Annotated in this window: 16 protein-coding genes; 7 read left to right on the top strand and 9 right to left on the bottom strand. The window is 34.2% G+C overall.

Annotated features, from left to right (window positions below; all coding sequences use genetic code 11):
- Positions 1-114: 114 nt before the first annotated feature.
- The 3 genes from ACQ5J2_RS13450 to ACQ5J2_RS13440 all read right to left on the bottom strand — a co-directional run bounded on the left by ACQ5J2_RS13450 (position 115) and on the right by ACQ5J2_RS13440 (position 3,842).
- The gene (locus ACQ5J2_RS13450) at positions 115-2,520 is read right to left on the bottom strand and encodes an alpha-ketoacid dehydrogenase subunit alpha/beta (RefSeq protein WP_432670973.1); all 2,406 of its coding nucleotides are present in this window, start codon (positions 2,518-2,520) and stop codon (positions 115-117) included.
- Positions 2,521-2,777: 257 nt separating this feature from the next.
- Positions 2,778-3,581, bottom strand: a complete 804-nt coding sequence (locus ACQ5J2_RS13445) for a DUF3667 domain-containing protein (protein ID WP_432670972.1) — start codon at positions 3,579-3,581, stop codon at positions 2,778-2,780.
- Between the two features lie 3 nt (positions 3,582-3,584).
- A complete protein-coding gene (locus ACQ5J2_RS13440; RefSeq protein ID WP_432670971.1) occupies positions 3,585-3,842 on the bottom strand; it encodes a hypothetical protein in 258 nt (85 codons plus the stop codon).
- Between the two features lie 179 nt (positions 3,843-4,021).
- On the opposite strand from ACQ5J2_RS13440, the gene ACQ5J2_RS13435 reads away from it, so the two are divergent.
- From ACQ5J2_RS13435 to ACQ5J2_RS13410, 6 genes are all read left to right on the top strand, one after another.
- Positions 4,022-4,447: a response regulator gene (locus ACQ5J2_RS13435; protein WP_432670970.1), complete on the top strand. Its 426-nt coding sequence runs from the start codon at positions 4,022-4,024 to the stop codon at positions 4,445-4,447.
- Between the two features lie 214 nt (positions 4,448-4,661).
- On the top strand, positions 4,662-5,111 hold the full coding sequence (locus ACQ5J2_RS13430; protein WP_432670969.1) for a hypothetical protein: 450 nt from the start codon (positions 4,662-4,664) through the stop codon (positions 5,109-5,111).
- Between the two features lie 543 nt (positions 5,112-5,654).
- Complete coding sequence (locus ACQ5J2_RS13425; RefSeq protein WP_432670968.1) at positions 5,655-6,338, top strand: hypothetical protein; 684 nt, start codon at positions 5,655-5,657, stop codon at positions 6,336-6,338.
- Between the two features lie 174 nt (positions 6,339-6,512).
- Positions 6,513-7,382, top strand: coding sequence for a DUF6602 domain-containing protein (locus ACQ5J2_RS13420; RefSeq protein ID WP_432670967.1), 870 nt, complete (start codon positions 6,513-6,515; stop codon positions 7,380-7,382).
- A 140-nt stretch (positions 7,383-7,522) separates the two neighbouring features.
- Complete coding sequence (locus ACQ5J2_RS13415) at positions 7,523-8,464, top strand: hypothetical protein (RefSeq protein ID WP_432670966.1); 942 nt, start codon at positions 7,523-7,525, stop codon at positions 8,462-8,464.
- 96 nt (positions 8,465-8,560) lie between these two features.
- Entirely contained in the window at positions 8,561-8,962 is a 402-nt protein-coding gene (locus ACQ5J2_RS13410) for a hypothetical protein (RefSeq protein WP_432670965.1), read from the top strand.
- On the opposite strand, the gene ACQ5J2_RS13405 is transcribed toward ACQ5J2_RS13410, so the two are convergent.
- The 5 genes from ACQ5J2_RS13405 to ACQ5J2_RS13385 form a co-directional block, all read right to left on the bottom strand.
- The gene (locus ACQ5J2_RS13405; RefSeq protein ID WP_432673317.1) at positions 8,959-11,202 is read right to left on the bottom strand and encodes a cation:proton antiporter; all 2,244 of its coding nucleotides are present in this window, start codon (positions 11,200-11,202) and stop codon (positions 8,959-8,961) included. The two genes, ACQ5J2_RS13410 and ACQ5J2_RS13405, sit on opposite strands and share 4 nt — an antisense overlap.
- Before the next feature lie 378 nt (positions 11,203-11,580).
- Complete coding sequence (locus tag ACQ5J2_RS13400; RefSeq protein ID WP_432670964.1) at positions 11,581-14,790, bottom strand: T9SS type A sorting domain-containing protein; 3,210 nt, start codon at positions 14,788-14,790, stop codon at positions 11,581-11,583.
- 982 nt (positions 14,791-15,772) lie between these two features.
- Complete coding sequence (gene purB / locus ACQ5J2_RS13395; RefSeq protein ID WP_432670963.1) at positions 15,773-17,119, bottom strand: adenylosuccinate lyase; 1,347 nt, start codon at positions 17,117-17,119, stop codon at positions 15,773-15,775.
- A gap of 105 nt (positions 17,120-17,224) precedes the next feature.
- Positions 17,225-17,911 (bottom strand): SIR2 family NAD-dependent protein deacylase, encoded by a 687-nt coding sequence (locus ACQ5J2_RS13390; RefSeq protein WP_432670962.1) that lies wholly within the window; start codon positions 17,909-17,911, stop codon positions 17,225-17,227.
- A 17-nt stretch (positions 17,912-17,928) separates the two neighbouring features.
- On the bottom strand, positions 17,929-18,552 hold the full coding sequence (locus ACQ5J2_RS13385; protein WP_432670961.1) for a hypothetical protein: 624 nt from the start codon (positions 18,550-18,552) through the stop codon (positions 17,929-17,931).
- Positions 18,553-18,639: 87 nt separating this feature from the next.
- On the opposite strand from ACQ5J2_RS13385, the gene ACQ5J2_RS13380 reads away from it, so the two are divergent.
- On the top strand, positions 18,640-19,305 hold the full coding sequence (locus ACQ5J2_RS13380; protein ID WP_432670960.1) for a TrmH family RNA methyltransferase: 666 nt from the start codon (positions 18,640-18,642) through the stop codon (positions 19,303-19,305).
- A 133-nt stretch (positions 19,306-19,438) separates the two neighbouring features.
- On the opposite strand, the gene ACQ5J2_RS13375 is transcribed toward ACQ5J2_RS13380, so the two are convergent.
- Positions 19,439-20,203, bottom strand: coding sequence for a carboxypeptidase-like regulatory domain-containing protein (locus ACQ5J2_RS13375; RefSeq protein WP_432670959.1), 765 nt, complete (start codon positions 20,201-20,203; stop codon positions 19,439-19,441).

The following is a 20,203-nucleotide window of genomic DNA, read 5'->3' as shown; positions in this document are numbered from 1 at the left end:
AATTTTATTGGTTTATTAAATTAATAACAGTGATAAATCTACTTAAAAAATACCGATAAAATGAAATAAAACATAAAAAAAATCCCAATCGGTAAAGATTGGGATGAATTGTATTTAGTATAAACTTGGATAAGCTTTCGGATTTGCTTCATGCATAATCGCATAAATCTTTTCGAAAATATCTTCTATTGAAGGTTTAGAGAAATAATCACCATCCGTTCCGTAAGCAGGACGGTGGGCTTTTGCAGTTAATGTTTCGGGTTTACTGTCTAAATGACGATATGCATTTTGTTCGTCAACTATCTTTTGCAAAATAAACGCCGAAGCTCCTCCCGGAACGTCTTCGTCAATTACCAATAGACGATTGGTTTTCGCCACACTTTTCACAACATCATGTTTAATGTCAAAAGGCAATAACGACTGTGCATCGATAATTTCTACATTAATGTTCACAGCTTGCAATTCTTTCGCAGCTTGCTCAATCAATCGTAGAGTTGAACCGTATGAAACTACGGTAATATCAGTACCTTCTTTAATGGTTTCTACTACACCGATTGGTGTTTTGAAATCACCTAAGTTGGTAGGCATTTTTTCTTTTAATCTGTAACCGTTCAAACACTCAATTACAAGAGCAGGTTCGTCCGTTTCTAATAAGGTATTGTAGAAACCGGCTGCTTTAGTCATGTTTCTAGGAACTAAAACGTGAATTCCGCGAATCGCATTGATAATCATTCCCATTGGAGAACCGGAATGCCAAATACCTTCTAATCGATGTCCACGTGTTCTAATGATAAGTGGTGCTTTTTGACGGCCTTTTGTTCGGTATTGTAAAGTTGCCAAATCATCGCTCATAATTTGAATCGCATACAACAAATAATCCAAGTATTGAATTTCGGCAATTGGTCGTAAACCACGCAACGCCATTCCTATTCCTTGTCCTATAATAGTAGCTTCACGAATTCCTACATCAGAAACCCTCATTTCGCCGTATTTCTCTTGCATTCCTTCCAAACCTTGGTTTACATCACCAATAGTTCCGGCATCTTCTCCAAAAATTAAGGTTTCTGGGTGTTTGCTAAAGATAGCGTCAAAGTTATCTCTAATGACCAATCTTGCATCAACATCTTCGGCACTTTCATCGTAAGTTGGCAATACTTCATTCACAGAACCAACCGCTTGATTGGAATCTGAATAAAGGTGCGAACTGAATTTAGGTTGTATTTTATCGGTATAATTTACAATCCAATCAGCAAGTGCTTTATGTTTGCTTTCGCCAATAGTTAATCGAAGTACTTTTCGCGCTGTAGAAAGAATATCTTTACGAATAGGTTCTTTTAATCCTTTTAAATCATTTACTAAAGGAGCAATAAATGCTTTATTTGCACTAGCATCTGCCACATCATTTAATAAAGTCAATGCTTCAGCTTGTTCAGCTTTTGTAGGAGAAACGAACGCTTCCCAAGCCGCTTTCTTGCCTTGCAGTACTTCTTTCTTAGCAGTAGCATCCATTTCGTCCAACTCTTCTTGAGTGGCGATATCTAAGGCCATCATCCACAGTTTCATTTGACGAACACAGTCAAATTCACCTTCCCAATTCAAACGGTCGGCGTTTTTATAACGTTCGTGCGAACCTGAAGTGGAGTGGCCTTGTGGTTGTGTCAATTCATTTACGTGAATCAAAACAGGCACGTGTTCCTCTCTTGCAATGGCTGCCGCTTTTTGATAAGCATCTACAAGACCTGGGTAATCCCAACCTTTAACGCGAATGATTTCGTAACCTTTTGCATCTTCATCTCTTTGAAAACCTTTAAGGATTTCAGAGATGTTTTCTTTCGTTGTTTGGTGTTTGGCGTGAACCGAAATTCCGTATTCATCGTCCCAAACACTCATTACCATAGGTACTTGTAAAACACCTGCAGCATTAATGGTTTCAAAAAACAATCCTTCCGAAGTACTTGCGTTACCGATGGTTCCCCAAGCAATTTCGTTTCCGTTGATGGAGAAATTGGTTTTGTTATTGATTCCTGAAACGTTTCTATATATTTTTGATGCTTGTGCTAAACCTAATAAACGGGGCATTTGTCCTGCCGTAGGTGAAATATCAGCACTAGAGTTTTTCTGTAAGGTTAAGTTTTTCCACGAACCGTCTTCGTTTAAAGAATGGGTGGCAAAGTGCCCTCCCATTTGACGTCCGGCAGACATAGGTTCTTGTTCTAAATCCGTATTACCGTATAATCCGGCAAAAAATTGTTGGATATTCATCGCTCCAATAGCCATCATAAAGGTTTGGTCGCGGTAATATCCTGAACGAAAATCACCGTTTTTGAACGCTTTAGCCATTGCCAATTGTGGCACTTCTTTTCCGTCACCGAAAATTCCAAATTTAGCCTTACCGGTAAGTACTTCACGACGTCCTAAAAGACTACATTCTCTACTGGTTATTGCAATTTTATAATCGCTTAAAACTTCAGTCTTGAAATCTTCAAATGAAATTTCTTTGTGGCTTTGCGTTTTTGTCATAATAAATCTTCTTTAAGAATGTGATGCAAATTTAATTAAAAGGATTGATTTATCATAATTATCTCGTTTGATTGCGAAATGTATAATTTTGCAACCAATTTCAGCTCCTTTATAGAGAATATTGCAGTGGTATTGTGAGAATACTAGCTTACGTTTATACTTTTAATATAGTATCGATTTTATATATAAAGAATAATACCACTTCAATTGTGTCGAAATGGTATTATTTATATAATTCAATGTTATTTGTAATCAAGCTAAGGCTTTGGAGGAGGAGCAAATTGTTTCAAAGCTTCTGGATGAAATGTGGCTTGGTACATTATATATCCAAATATTGCAGCCACAAATAAAATAGCAGAGAAGATAAAGGCTAAAACTACAAATATTAAAAATCGTTTTAAAACTTGCTTAAACGGATATTCCTTATAAAACTCTTTGAAAAAATAAGGAATAATTATTAAAAATGATAGCGTTGCAATACTTGTCATAATCATTACCATGCTTTCATTGTCTTTGAATAAAAACATTAACGGGTAAAAAAGGATAATGGTAATACTATTATAATAAGCTAAAATAAAAGCATTCATTACTACATGTTCATAAAAATTGTGTCCCCAAGATTTAAACGACCATTTAGTAAATAAAGCGAAAAACGGAATTAAAGCTAAAAATATTAAGGAATTATAGGTCTGATTGAAAGCGTTAATGTCTTTCATCATGTCAGACTTTGCTATTTGCTCATCTTGCATCGCATTCATCATATCTCCTAATCCAACAATTTTAAAGGAAATAAACGCTGAAATTCCACTCAATATAAAAGCAAGTGCAATAGGTTTATAATGATTTACCCTATTGCCATCAATAAATGTTCGAGCGGTTTTCCCGGGATTCTTCAACGTATTTTTAAGAGAATAAAAGAATCCCTTGTTCATGTGAACGGTAGAATATTGTACTTCGTCCCAAATGTACTTTCGGTCGATGCGTTTGTATTTCTTTTGTCCACAATTGGCACAGAAATTTTGTGCTATTTCGGTATTGCAATTCAAGCAAGTTGCTTCCATTAACTAAAGATTACGTGATTTCTTTTCGGCACGAAGCATATTATAGCTCATGTATAATGGAAGTAAAGTTACGGGTATGATAAAAATAGGCACGAATAAAGCGATGGATACTTCGCCAAAGTTTTTGTTTAAAAACAAAAATAAAAGGATGGCTACTATAACGAAATAAATGATTATAAATGCCAGTAAGATTTGTTTTGTAAAAGTCAATTTGGAACTAAGTTCCTCATTAGTTAATTCTGAGTAAGTACTTTTTTTCATAGCTATTTTTTTTGTCAGTCAAAAATAGAATTATTTATTAACTGTCCGTAATAGTTGTGTGTTTATTTTAGAAAAAAGACAAACAACAAATGTTTACTTGCAAATCAGAAACGATTTCCGAAGTATATCGAAACGAATAAAAACGTACATTTGCACCCTAAATTTTATACTAGAAAACGATGAACAAGAAAGGTGCAATTATTATTATAGAAGACGATTGTGACGACCAAGCGTTCTTTACCGACGTTTTAGCCGAACTTAATTACAAAAATGAAATCATATTCTTTAGCGACGGACAAGAAGCTTTGGATTATCTGACGGCAAAAACCAGTGAGCCTTTTATTGTTTTTTCGGATATAAATATGCCTAAACTGAATGGTATTGAACTCCGAAAACAAATTCACGAAAACGAGGACATTCGGGTAAAAACAATTCCCTACCTGTTTTTTACTACAAGTGCCGAACAAGATGCGGTTATTGATGCGTATTCCAAATCGATACAAGGATTTTTTATTAAACCTTCTAGTTTTGACGAGTTAAAAAACACCATGAGAATCATTATTGAATATTGGCAGAAATGCGAATCGCCTAATTATGTAAGGTAAGTAGAGATACACTCTTTGTGCACTAGATGTACTACACTTTTTTTATTATAAAATGCCTTGCTATTCAAGGCATTTTTTTTTGTGATTTTATTTAGGAAATAAGTATATTTGGTAAACAAAACAGTACAATTTTCATGAAAAGCCACCAGAAAATCGCTACAGATTGATGTGAGTTTATTAAAAAAGCTTTAACCATTTATAAATAATTAGAAAGATGAAATACAGAGCACAACTAATAGAATTAATTTTAGACGATAAGGAGGATGCTATGATGGACTGGATTTTAAGCCAGCCTTTAATGGAGCAGACTGATATTTTTAGAGAATTAAAACAAATTGCAGAAGAAGCAGCCCTTGAAAACGGGGATGATATAAACCAAGTAGTGGAGGGTTTTGATAATTTTGAAAATCTAATTGAAAAAGACCAGGAAGCAATACTGGATATTAAACTAGCCGAAGCCAATTATATAATGGCTTTAGAAGAGCAAGAAATAGCATCAGATGATATCTTAGAAACATTTGAAGGAATTAGGGACTACGTTATAGAGTGTATTACAACTAACGCGCCTAATGCTGACGAAATGCGAGACTTGGCAGTAAAGCTGATAGCTCTTGAAAAGGATTCAGGAATTTATAAGGTCGAAAATTGGTGTGCCATTCTGTAAAATAATAAAAAAATCAAAATTTTATATTAAAAATCTTATAGCATCAGGAACCAATAAGAGTAAGAGCATCAACACGCTTTTACTCTTTTTTTTATTCGTTTTTATTATAAATATGTATCGTTACACGTGCAAATGAGCATTGGGAGATTCTACATCTTCATTTACACGTGCAAATAAGCGTTGGGAAACCCTATATATCCATTTACACTTGTAAATGAGCATTGGGAAACTCTATTTGTGCATTTACACGTGCAAATGAGCTTTGGGAAATTCTATCAATCCATTTACGCGTGCAAATGAGCATCGGGAAGTTCTATCTGTCCATTTACACGTGTATTTTATTTTATTTACAAATAAATACAACGTATTTCGATACATTTCAATAAAAGCAGTGTTTACAAGGCTTTTTATAAACCTCATGGCACTAGTTGGTTATGTTTTGTAAAAATGTGTAGACCAATTTAAAAATTTTTTATTCAATTTGATTTTTGTATTAAAATTTTTGCTAATTTTAATCTAATTATTAACGAAAATAATTTAAAAATGGAAAATTCAGAACAAAATTCAGAAAAGCCAAAGGTTGTAAAAAAGAGAACGCTTCCGGCTAAAGATTTAGAAATTGGAGCAGTGGCAACACTTGCAGTGGCTAAGTGGAAAATCAGTACTTGGCTCGTTTTATTATGGTTTACCCAAGCAGAATTTGCCACACTTGCGGCGCATTTTAATGCGATACTTAGAAGCAGAAACCAATCGGGTGGTACAAAAAAAGGCGTTGTGCAATCAGTAAAACTACTTAATGTAGAGATAAACGAGGCGGTAGTTTATGTAAAAGGCTATATTTTAGAAAAATTCAAAAAAGACAGAGCCACTAGCATGTATGATACCTTTGGCATCTATCATATCAATAAAGGCCATGAAATGCCACGCGATTATGAAGGCAGAAAAGAGGCATTGAACGTGATGATTGCCGGATTAGTTGAACATAAAATGGAGGATAAAGAATATGGTTTAGACTTTTGGAATGACATGAAAAAAAGGTACGACGCACTTGCCGACCAAACAGGCGCTTTGAGTAGCTCGATATCAGTAAGCGTGGGCGAAAAAAACCAAACAAAAAAAGAGGTAAAATTAGTGCTCAATTCACTTATAAAAAGCATTCAAGCGAATTATCCACATACCTGGAAAGAAGAACTTCGCGCTTGGGGTTTCCAAAAAGAACGTTACTAAAATGTTTTATTATTGCTGAAAATGCCTTGATGTTCAAGGCATTTTTTTTTGGGGTGAATGGGAGGAAAGGAGTATATTTGGGAAATATAAAACGAAATAAACTTTTTTATAGGCATTGTGAAATGGGTGGACTTAAAAGTTATTAACTTTAATGATAAACAAGAATCCGTGTAAATGGGAAATAAAATTTTTGAAACTGTTTTAAATCGAAAGATAGATATTTTTGCCTTGACATTTATGGAAGATAGTAGTTCTATTTTTTATGATGAAACTAAATTAATTCATCCTGGAGAATATGGTAAATATAGAGAAAATGCATTAAAAGATTTGTTAAGGTTAGTAACTAAACATCGAATTTCAGACGGTTTTATAATTACTCCAGACGATAAAGTGAGTACACAACTTGATATTGTAATTTATAAAAATGATGAAGCTCCTTTATTAGAGAACAATTATATAGATTTTTTTTCTGTAGAAAGTGTTTTGGGTATTGGAGAAGTGAAATCGACTTTAAGTAAAACCAAATTTTCAGAAGCTTTAAGGAAATTGGCAGAAAATAAAAAACTTCATGAGAACAAAAAAGGCATTTGCATTAAGAAGAATTATGATAGTTTTGAACACGATGATTTTATATCTTTTTTAGTTTGTGCTTCAACTTCGTTTAATCTTCAAACTATTGATTTTAATGATGTTTATAAAGACATTGAGCATAAATATAGGCATAATTTCATTCTGATAATTGAAAAAGGTTTGATTGGGTATCAATTTGAATTTTCTCAACTAAATGAAAAAGATTCAAAAAAAATTTCTAACAATAATGGTAATTTGGAGGCTAAAGTTTGGTATGAATATCCATCTTTTACATTTAATAAAAATTCATACAAAACTACAGATGTATTTCATGAAGTAAAGGAAAGCGATAAATACTATCATATTAAATTATTTCTTACAAAATTATCTTTAGTTTTAGGATATAAAAACTTGTACGATACAGATTTTGTTCATTATCTAAACCTGTCACAGTCTACTATTTTTCAAAAATAAATGCTTCCATAATTGTAAAGTTTTGTTGAGTCTGGAAGCCGAACAATGAAACTGTTGAAATTCTTGTTGCAATTATTACCCGTTCGCGCTTATTTTCAATCCTTGCCCATTAAAAAAAAAACAAATTCTGAATTAAACCCATGATTAAAACTACCTATTTACTATTCACCCTTTTATGCTCCATTTCTATATTTGGGCAAACCACAATCACTACAACTATAACGCCCCAACACCAAGAAATATACGGTTCTAAAATAAGTATAATTGCACCAAAAGAGTTTGCTATAGCTACTAGTTTTTTGGGATTTCAACAAGCAGAAACCAATTCGAGTGTGCTGATTATGGATATTCCAGGACCTTTTGCTGAGGTTTCAAAAGGTTTAACCAAGGAAAACTTGCTGAAGCAAGGGGTTCAAGTGGAAACAATTGAATCGGTTATCTTAAATGGAGTGCCTGGAGTATTGATTACGGCGGAACAAACCGCTTATGACGTTGTTTTTCGAAAATACTCCTTAGCTTTCGGAACCGATAAAGAGTCCATCCTCATCAACGGAATCGCTCCCAAAGGCAATTTAGAACTAGAACAAGCGGTAAAAGACGCCTTGCTATCGACAGTTTATCATGCTGATAAAGTATTGACACCATTAGATAGTGTTGACTTCGAAATCTCCACTGAGGGAACTGATTTTGTTTTTGCAAAAAGTATGTCAAATATGTTAGTGTACAATCGTGATGGGAAAATCCCCTCAGAAACAGATGACAAAGCATCCTTGGTTGTTGCTAAAGCCTTTTCTAAAGTTGAAATTGCTGATAAAAAGGAATTTGCTACCAATAGAATCAAGATGTTGCCTGTTCAAATTACTAAAATCAATGCAGTAGTTCCTATAGTAGTTCATGGTTTGAGCGGTTATGAAATTACAGCAGAAGGCGTAGACCGGAAAACAGGCAAGAAGGAACAAGCCTATCAAGTAATGCTTTTTGTAGATAAGAGTTATTACATTCTGTTTGGTTCTTCTGAAGCTGATTTTGAAAACAATTTAAGATTATTTAAAAAGCTGATTCGCACATTTAAACTGAAATAGGAGGGAACGGGTATCAATATAATTGACAATCTTTCTTGATTTTACTCCGCATAAAACATTCAATTAATGTAATTTTGCAAAAAATAAATATACCTCATGTTATACCAACCCGTTTTTGTTGAATTCTATGAAAAAGTAAAAGCAAGTATCAAAGCAGGTACGTTTGCAAAACTTACGTTGGCAAAAACCATAGGCGACACGGAACTTAAAAACATCTACGTCCGATTGAATATCTTAGAAACCGGCGGATACAATGTAGTCTTTACCACAAAATACAAAACCGAAGAAGTAGAAAGTTTTCATACTATTGATGAAGCTTTTATGCTTTTGAGCTCTTATATTAAAAGTCCGTTTCTTACGGCATTATTGTTTACAACTGAACAGGATTTGACGTTTAAAGTAAACAAAAAAAATGTAGGAAGCCTTGTTGAACAAGTTCCTACATTCAAGAATGCATCTCCGGTTATGTTAGAGATGATTGAGCAAGGAATCGTTTAGAGTCCCAATTTTTCTCTCTTATCGTTAAAGAATTCTTGCAGCATTTTCTTGCTACCCACAATCCATAGAATATCATTCTCTTGCAGAACAAGACTGGAGTCGGGGTTTAAGAAACGTTTTCCGTCTCTTTCAATTCCTACAACCATAGCTCGTGTTTTCTCTCTAATTTGTGAGTCTCGGATGGTTTTACCAATAAAGAGCTCGTTTTTTAGTTCCAACTGTTTCATGATGATGTCATTCTCCACCGACTTTTCAGGTATTTCGTATTCGTGTTGGTCTAAATATTCTTGAAACTTAGTCACCTGAGCATCCGTACCAATAACACAAATTTCATCTCCTGGAAACAAGCGCTCCGATTTATTAGGAATATCAATCGTGATTTCCCCTCGTTTTATAAATGCGACATTGATGCCTAGGGTTTCACGTAATTTCAGGTCGTCAAGTGTTTTGCCTGCAATATTAGATTCTTTGGCAATGTTAAAAATCGTCATGTGCCCGTCCCAAGGGGTCAAGTGGCTTCTACTTTTACTCGCTTGAATGATTTCTCGTGCATTTAAGTTTTCAACAAAGCGACGTTCAATTCTCTGGTACTGTTTGTTTAATTTTTTAGGAAATAAAACATAAGTACCAATGGCAATTACTAAGGCAACCAAAGCTACGACTGGTGAGAAAAAACTATTCAATAAAAATCCTAGGAAAAATAACGTAAGTAGCATTCTCAGTAGCACCATCATGATAATTGGGCCTCGGTATTTTCGCACTTTCATCAACTCATCCACTTGTTTTTTTGCCACACGTTTTATAGAAAGTGCATAGAAAAAGGGTGAAAGAACAACCAATGTAATTAATGCAGCTATTGGATTTCCAAAGCGAGAATCCTCAACCAATGGCAGGATAAATTCTGATGAAAGTAAAATCAACGCCACAATTATCACTGAGTGAATAACTACTTGCGTTAAGTAAGCTTTTAAAACAATTTGCCAATTGCTTACAGACTTAATGGATTCGGAGTTTGAACTGTAACGGTCGATTTTTTTTGCCCATTTCTTGGGTATTTTACTTTCAATAAAATTAGAGAACGGAACCGCTCCTTTAATCATGTAAGGAGTAGTAAACGTTGTCACTGCCGAAACTGCAACTACCATTGGATATAAGAAATCACTGGTTACTTTTAACGTCATTCCTAAGGTGGCAATTATGAACGAAAACTCACCAATTTGCGACAAACTCATTCCGGTTTGGATGGATTGCTTCAGCGGTTGTCCCGAAATTAAAGCACCAATTGTAGAACTTATGGATTGCCCGAATATCGTTACTAAGGTTAAAATCGCTACGGGAACAGCATATTCAATTAGCATATCGGGGTCAATTAACATTCCAACAGATACGAAGAATACGGCACCAAATAAATCCTTTACTGGTTTAACCAAATGTTCTACATGTTCCGCTTGCGTAGTTTCTGCAATGATAGAACCCATAATAAACGCACCTAAAGCGGGAGAGAATCCTACATTTGAAGCTAATATAACCATCATTAAACACAAAGCAATGGCTATAATCAATGTCATTTCGTCGGTCAGAAGACTTTTGGCTTTTCGCAAAAGTGTAGGTATGAAGAAGATTCCGCCTATAAACCATAAGGTTAAGAAGAACACTAACTTCAAGATGGATTGCAGTAATTCGCCACCTGAAAACTGTTGACTTACAGCAATTGTAGATAACAATACCATCATCAAAATTGCCACAATATCTTGAACAATTAGTGAACCCAACACAATTCCTGCAAATTTTTGCGTTTTGACACCAAGCTCATCAAAGGTTTTTAGAATTATGGTGGTAGATGATATAGAGAGAATAACACCTAAAAATATACTGTCCATTTTTTCCCAACCCATAGCAATTCCAACAAAATAGCCCAAAATAACCATAAAGATAATTTGAGTAGTTGCTGTAATAGAAGCGGAGCCACCAACTTTCATCAGTTTCTTAAAACTAAATTCAAGTCCGAGACTGAATAATAGAAATATAATTCCGATTTCGGCCCAAGTTTCAATTCCCGTTTTATCTTCTACGGACGGAAAGAAATCAAAGTTGTTTCCTGCCAAAAATCCAGCAACCAAGTAGCCTAATACTAAAGGTTGTTTGATTTTTTTAAATAATAGTACTGCAATTCCCGCCGTCATTAGAATCAAACCCAAATCACTGATTAAGGGTTTTAAATGAGAGGTGGCACTTGCCATTAATAAAAAGGTAGAGAAAAAATGAATCACTGGTAAAATTTTTGGATTTTGGAAAGATAAATAAAAACCAAATAAAATACTAAATTTAGAATGCCCTATTATTCACTTTTACGATAAATTTAAATAAAAGAATCTATCTGGTGGTATTACGTACTTGAAAGGGCAGGGATTTTGATAAATGAAGTAAATTGGAAAATAACTGCTTGAATGTATTTACATTAATTTTGTACGAACTTCATCCGATATTGCTAAAGTACGAGTAGGAGAAAGAGGTGCTTCCTTAATGATAGCTGGATTTAGGTGCAAACCCTTACGTCAAAACAAAAAAAAAGCGTAAAGAAGTAATTCTTTACGCTTTTTAAATATTAATAGTAGCTCTTAGTTCTTAATAAACTTAGAAGAAAACTTTTCTCCTGTATTGGTTGTAACGCTGATTAAATAAACTCCAACACTTAAATCAGCGATTGGAATGCTTATTTGATTGTTACTTCCGAAATCTGCATTCAATGCACTTACTCGTTGACCTAGTACATTATACACTTCAATTTTCGCATTTTCAAAAGATGTTTTTGAGTTTAAAAATATTGATTCTCCGTTTGAAGGATTAGGGTACAAGCTGAAAGCTGAATTAAATTTAGGATTTTCAACACCTAAAGGCGCTTGTTGAATTTCGATAGCAAATCGGTCAGCACTTTTAGAGGTAGGATTAGCATCACTTACTGTAAAGCTATACATAGAAGGGGTACCACCTGCTAGCAAAGTACTTTCGTTTGTATAGTAATCTTTTAAATACACTTCTTGACCTGTGAAGTCACTAATAGAAAATTCCATAATATAAGCGGTACTTCTATATTGTGTGATATTTAAAGGTAATAAATCTCCATTTTCAGCATTTCCTCTAGTTTCCATCGAAATTAGATTTTCTCCTATTTTACGAGAAATATTTTCATCTGAATTAGTAAATTTTACTGCATCATAATCGTCAACACCATTGTTTGCATTGCTGCTAAAATCTATTCTTAAACCATCAGAGGCACTTTCATTACTATTAAATGACTCTTGGTTGGAAAGAGATAAAGTTATAAATTGGTTATCAACAACTTCCCCATTTTCATTTGGACTTCTAAATACATTTGTATGCGTACTTGAAGTTGATTTATAATCTTCTCTAAAAGTTATTGTAGGTGCGGAACCAAGCGTATTCGTTTGAATGTAAAATGCTTGATACGGTTGCAAGAAATTTGTAACACCCGATAGCGCATTACTCTTTACACCAGTTAATGCATTTACCGAAACGTAAGCTCCTCTACCACCAGATTCTCCTACAGTTGGGGAACCACCTAATGTTGGATCGTAAACATAATAAATTGATTTAACATTTGTTGCATTACTTATAACTTGATTCATATCAACTATTGTTTGAAAAGGATTTCCAACTAGATTGTATGCATTGGATGTTGACGAAAGTCCAGTAACTGCAACCGGTCCTTTCAAAATTGTACCCGTTGAACGTAATATTGTATTAGTAGGAGCTGAAGCGTTTAACTGAATGTCAGTACTTCTACTTCCACGAATTAGCATTCGATAAGGAACACCAGCGGTTAAAACACCTGTTGTACTACCTACTGCTGACCAAGCTTGAGTCCCATTATTAAAAGTAAACATTGATGAAGCACCAGAAGGTTGCCAGTCAAAACCATTTACACCGTCGTTAGTTGACGGGCCAGAAGCGCCAAGTCCTGTAATATGCGTTCCATATCCTGGTTTTGGATTTGCATTCCAAGCAGATGCACCTTCTTGCCAGTTGGCACGGATAGAAGTGCTAGTGGTTACGGAAGAGGTTAGAAATCTAAATGCACGTCTTGCAGGAAAACACTGTTCCACGGTTACATTACCCGTAATTGATCCTGTCGAACCGATAGGACCAATTTGTGCCGTTCTTTTTGGGGAGAATCTACATACCAAATCAATTGAACTACCTGTCGCGAATGCACCTTCTCGAACTAATAGCACTTGTGTTATTTTCAGTGCATCTGCATTGGTTACACCTGCGGTATTTTCTATTGTTAAATTGGCAATATCACCGCTTAAAATAAGACCACTAGGAATCGTTTGTGCACTACTTCCAGAAAAATATAATACAGAATTATCAGTACTAGCAATAATTTTAGCCGATGCATCTTTAGTAATAGTTCCACTAATTGCAAATGTTCTTCCGTTTAAAGTGATGGTTGTATTAACACCTAAAGTTATATTTTTAGCACCTGCATTACCTTGTAAAACCGGGTATCTAGGTCTTCCTGTAGGGATTGTAACATCAGTATTTGCATTAGGTACAAACGCTGTTTGCCAATTAGCAGTATTACTCCAGTTATTATTTGCACCATTTCCTGTCCATATATTTGAGCCACAAGCAATATCTCCAATTATGTTGGTGGTAATTGCAGCATCTAAACTTGAATTTGAAAAACGAATCTGGTGATCTCCACCTACTTCAAACGATAATGTTGAAAACGTAGCAACTCCAAAAACGTCAGTTGTAGCTGTTAATGTACCCAGTAAATTACCTGGACCTGTCGCCATAGATGCTGTAATCGAAATCCCTGCTTGTTCAACCGGTAATCCATTACGGTCTTCTAAACGAACAGTAAAACTAGACGCCATTGTACCATCACAAGCAGATGTGGTAGGTTGTGCTGTTATTCCTAATTGAGTAGACACCCCTAAAGAAGGTTCGTTGAATGCTAAAAATGCCGGATCAGAATCACCTCCAGGGGTGTAAATCAAAGCTACTGCATTTGCATAATTACCTGCCGTAATTCCAAATGCACTTAAATCAGTTGCATAAAATTTTAAAGTTCGTTCAGTATTAACAAAAGTACTTGTTGTTTGAGTACTGTTGTTCTCGTAAAAATCAACATTCCAGTTACCTACAGTGGGATATAGTGCAGCACTACTCAATAATACACTTATTTCATTCCCCACAGTAACTCCTGATGAATTTACAAATTTAAATTTATCTGCTGCTGTAGTTGACGGTTGAGCAACTTGAGATATCAAAATGTCAGGAATACCATCACCTACATTTGACCAAGTTATTCCATTGGAACTCAAATTAAACCTAATCGGAGTTCCCGAGGGGATATTAGTTAAACAACTACCTAAATCAAGACCTTGAGTACCTTTAGTAAGATAGGTTGCTTTTTGTATTCCTGTCGTAATAGGGGCAAAGGGATTGGTACTTCCATTATCAACAGTTGTCGCTAATCCATCTACCAAAGCACCAAGACCAATAAAATATGCCGAACTTGGGCCAGTTAATGGTACCGAATTAATTGGTAAACCTCTAAATTTAGTCGCTGTATATGTTACACTATTAGCTGCTAATTTCGCATTGTTCACTCCAGTTGAATAATTAGTTCCATTCCATCTAAAAGCCAATAAATCATGAGCGGTATTGGGCTTTACAGCGTTAATACTAGAAGAACTCGAAGTCCAAAATGTACTGTAATCAGTCCAAATTTGGGTCACTTGAGCAGATCCGGAAAAAAAGCACAAAATTGCAAGCGTGAGTAGAAGTTTTTTCATAAGGATGCGATTTAATATTGTTTGTCTATATTTTATTTGTGAAATTTAATTTGTAGAGGTAATAGAATATACGGATAAACTAAAAAAGTTGAAATCAGTAAAACAAAGCGTTTTCAATATTTTAAGTATTAATCCATTCTAATTTGTTGGCACATTTTTAACTCTATTTAAAAGTGAAATTAAAATTGATTCCAATCGGTAAGTGTTATTTACTAATACTTTCTACTATCTTATTTTTTTTCAGTAACGAATAACCAAGTGCAATACCTAAAACCAGTAGGACAACACTATGGGAGTCAATTGGCAACTCGTCATTAACATCATCATCAAAAGGAGGAGGTGGTTGTGAAAACGTTAAACTAGTAAACATTAGAAATAGTATCAAAACTAATTTTGAAAAAATTTTTGAGATATTGAATGGCATATTTACAAAATATTGTGTGGAATTTTTATGCATACTTTTTGTTTAAATAATATAAAGGACTTAAAACTTTTATGAATTAAAGTACAGTTACAAATATTTTTTAATTATTTATTACTGCATCTTTAAGCTATTGGCTAAATGTCAAGTAAGTTAAGTTGCAAAAATACATATATTTACTGATAAATCATAGTTGCAAAGTTCTAAATTTAAGATAATTCGCTTTTTTTATCGATTTTATGAGTGAAAATCAGCAAAATAGGACTATACATATTAAATCTTTGCATTAAATTTCACATTTAATAACATCTTATTTATATGCCACTTTTTATTCAAGAGCTCGCATACAGATATTCTGTTCTAAATAGCATAAATTTAATTCAATTAGAATCTTAGGAAAATTTAATAGTTTGAAGCTTAGGAAACTTTGATGAATTATCTTATGCCTAACATAAAAAGCGAAAATTTTTATTGCGTAAATTGTAATTGAAAGAACCCAAAAAAAAATCCCTTTATCAAATTTTACTTGAAAAAGGGATTACTATATGATAATCTAAATATTTAAACTCCTAAATAGTTCCTAGGAGAAATTTTAAATAACTCACTTTTAATTTCATCTGAAACATCTAAAGTGTTAATAAAAGAATGAATCGCTTCTTTATTAATAGTTGTATTTGTTCGTGTTAAGCCTTTCAAAGCTTCATAAGGATTTGGATAACCTTCCCGTCGTAAAATCGTTTGAATGGCTTCCGCAACAACTGCCCAGTTTTTTTCTAAATCTTCGGTAAATTTTGGTTCGTTTAATAATAATTTGTTCAAACCTTTTAGCGTTGCTTCAAAAGCAATTAAAGTATGTCCCATTGGTACACCAATGTTTCTTAAAACCGTACTGTCGGTTAAATCCCGTTGTAATCGGGATAAGGGTAATTTTGCCGAAAGATGTTCGAAAATCACGTTTGCAATTCCTAAATTTCCTTCTGAATTTTCAAAATCAATAGGATTAACTTTATGAGGCATTGCCGATGAACCAATTTCTCCTTCTTTTATTTTTTGCTTGAAATAATCCATCGAAACATAGGTCCAAATATCTCTATCTAAATCAATTATAATGGTGTTAATTCGTTTTAAAGCATCAAAAAATGCTGCAAAATGATCGTAATGTTCAATTTGTGTCGTTGGAAACGAATGGTGTAACCCTAATTTTCCTACTACGAAATCAGTTCCGAATTTCTTCCAATCTGTTTGAGGATACGCCACGTGATGTGCATTGTAATTTCCTGTTGCTCCACCAAATTTAGCTGCAAAAGGAATCGTAAATAAGGAACGCATTTGTTCTTCTAAACGTTCTACAAAAACGGCAATTTCTTTTCCTAATCGGGTAGGAGACGCAGGTTGTCCATGCGTTCGAGCCAACATCGGGATGTCTTTCCATTCTGTGCTTAACTCTTTTAATTTTGAAATTAAAGCCACTAAACTTTTCAAATAAACATTTTCAAATGCTTCTTTTGTCGAAAGTGGAATTGCTGTATTATTAATATCTTGAGAAGTCAATCCAAAGTGAATGAACTCTTTGTATCCTGATAAACTTAAATTATCAAAAGCTGTTTTAATGAAGTATTCAACCGCTTTTACATCGTGATTCGTGGTCCTTTCGATATCTTTGATGGCTTGTGCATCTTCAGAAGAAAAATTCCTATAGATGTCGCGTAGTTTTTCAAAAACAGCAGCATCCACGTCTTTTACTTGTGGTAAAGGAATTTCGCACAAAGCGATAAAATACTCGATTTCTACTAAAACGCGGTATTTTATCAACGCTTCTTCAGAGAAATAGGGTGAAAGACTCCTTGTTCGAGCTCTATATCGACCATCAATTGGCGATACAGCATTTAATTCAGTCAAAAGATTCATTGTAGTTGTGTTTGGTAAGTCGGCAAAGATACGCTTTTACAGTCAAAAGACAAATGTAGAATTTCTACAAAGTCAGTGTAAAAAGCGATTTTTTACCCGTACAATCTAGGTCAACAATTGCTTTTTTAATAATTGCATTCCTTCCGACGCGGTATTTGCAAAAACAACCAATTTATTTCTAAGATTGGGAATTTTAATGGGTTTTGGGTCAATATAATAAATGGTTGATTGCTTTGGAATAAAATCAACTAGTCCAGCGGCAGGATAAACTTGCAGTGAAGTGCCGATGACGAGAAATAAATCTGCTTCTGTGGTCAATTGAACCGCTTCTTCTAAAGCAGGCACTTCTTCGCCAAACCAGACAATATGGGGTCGTAAATTAAATCCGTTGTCGTCTTTATCCGAATCTAGTAAATCAGTTTTCCAATCTAATATACGATTTGAATTTTGGGCACTTCTGACTTTTAAAAGTTCACCGTGTAAATGCAAAACGTTGGAACTTCCAGCTCTTTCGTGTAAATCATCAACATTTTGTGTGATAATTTGAACGTCAAAGTGATTTTCTAATTCTGCCAAAATATAATGTGCTTCATTCGGTTTTACTGTCAATAATTGTTGGCGTCTCTTATTGTAAAAATCTAAAACCAACGCTGGATTTTTTCGATAACCTTCCGGTGTGGCAACATCCATTACATTATGACCTTCCCAAAGTCCGTCGCTGTCGCGAAAAGTTTTGATGCCACTTTCGGCACTAATTCCAGCACCTGAGAGGACTACGAGTTTCTTTTTCATGTTTAAAATAGGAATTATTATTTAGGTTTTACGAATTTTACTTCGTCTAGGGGTGGAGGAGGTGGAAATATATTAGGAATTGGTAAAAGTAAAGAATCTTTATGATGAACATATTTTGCAAAATCTTTTTGCTTACGTTTCAATAATTCTAATTTTTTTCCGTCAAATAATTCAGGTTTGGAATTTTCAATAATGCTATCATATAGATTTTTATAAAGAAAAAATTTTGAGTTTTCGTCGTAATTTTTAGCTTGAAAAATAAATGACATTTCCTTTCCATTCGTGTAAGAAATTTTAATTCTAATTATTGGTCCGTCATAAATTTCTATTTCAGGCGTAACTTTCTCGACAAAAAACGTTTCATCTTTAAGCTTTGCATCGGTAGTAATTTGCTCTAGCAATTTTATTTCAATGGAAGAAGAATATCCAACAACATCATCAGAATTTGCATCTATTTTTCTTAAATTTATTGATTCCGCAGATGAATTTATAAATGAATAAATAATAAAATTCGGCGTGAGTTTTTGAATTGAATAATCAGGGGCATAATTATAAGCCATAATTTGTATGTTATTTAATTCCAATTTATTGGAATTACAACTTATCATAGAAAATACAAAAAGTAAAAGTAATTTCTTCATATTTTAAGTTTGTAATTAAGTTCACTATCATTTTTTACAAGTTCTAAAGTTACCAAATTTCCTTATTTTTGCCAAAATTAAAGTACAATGATTGACCTTAAATACCTTGAATTCTTAGAAAACATATTAACAGACAACCGAAAAGAACGTTTCGAAAAGGTGTTAGCCAATAGAACCAATCATTTTACGGTAGCGATGGAGGATATTTTTCAATTACATAACACCAGTGCGGTAATGCGAAGCTGCGAAGTTTTTGGCGTTCAAGAATTGAACGTAGTAGAGGAGAAGTACGGTAAAAGTATCGATAAAGAAATTGCCATGGGTGCTCAAAAATGGGTGGATGTCAATCGTTTTGAATCGATTGCGAATTGTATTGAAAGTTTGAAATCAAAGGGATACCAGATTATTGCTACAACTCCACATGAAAACGATTGTATGTTGGACGATTTTGACATCACAAAAAAATCAGCTTTCTTTTTTGGAACGGAACGCGACGGTCTTTCTGAAGAAGTATTGAAAAACGCCGATGGTTTTTTAAAAATTCCGATGGTGGGTTTTACGGAGAGTTTGAATATCTCCGTTTCTGCAGCAATCACGCTTCAAAACCTAACGCATAGATTACGCAAGTCGGATATTAAATGGCAACTTTCGGAAGAAGAAATTTTGGTGAAGCGAATGCAATGGGCAAAAAATACAATTAAAGATATTAAGCGAATTGAAGCTCGATATTATGAGGATAATCCGAAATTGTAATTTTGGAAATATTTCGTGATGGTTACCGGATGCGTTAGGGATGGAAGTGGAGCTCTCCCGATTTTTCATCGGGAAGCGGGAACGGACAGCCCGACCCTTGTGGTAACGCCCAAAATAAAATTTGCTGTATAATTTATCTTTTTAGAATTTTATATTCTTCGTAACAAGCACTGATTGCATCCATAATTTGCAAATCATTGGCACTTTTCACGAAAGCTTCGGAGTAATTACAACGCTCCAAAATTTCCGCAATTTCAGATTTTGTTACGCCTAAAAGTGCAGAAATAGTTTCTCTATCGAATTTTGATGCTAAAAGATTTTTAACGGTATCGTCTTTCTTCATTTCCTTCAAACGTCGTAATTCTTTGGGTTTTTTACCAAAAAAATTATACAACATATCTGCCGGATTAAAGATGGAACCTAGCACTCTTCCAAAAGCGTTTGGCGAATATTCTCCCGCTTCATATCCTTCGTGAAGTCCGGAAATACTATACCGGTAGTTTTCACGAGTAGGAATTAATTTTGCGTCAATTTCCAAATAGCCCGTTAAAATATAAGGACGAACCACAACCTCTTCCAAGGCATAGGCTTTTTCGGTCATTTGAATCGTTGTTGTTTTGTTTTTAATCCAGTCGTTCGTGACTTTAACTTTAATGGATTTGTAGCCTAGAAGTGAAATATGCAATGTGTCATTAGCGAAAGCCATCATCGAAAATTCTCCTTTGTTATCAGTTATTACTCCTTTGACGGTATTCACATTAATGACATTAATACCAGAAAGCAAAACACCTGAATTGTCGTCTTTGATAACGCCTTTAATAATAGAAGCCTCTTCTTTACCTTGTGCAAAAATGAGTTGGGATACTAAAATAAAAAAGAAAACTGCAAAATATTTCAT

The sequence above is a fragment of the Flavobacterium sp. SM2513 genome, assembly GCF_050908145.1.
Lineage (GTDB): Bacteria > Bacteroidota > Bacteroidia > Flavobacteriales > Flavobacteriaceae > Flavobacterium.
The sequence above is the reverse complement of the archived record's forward strand: the minus strand, read 5'-3'. Positions and strand labels throughout refer to the sequence as shown.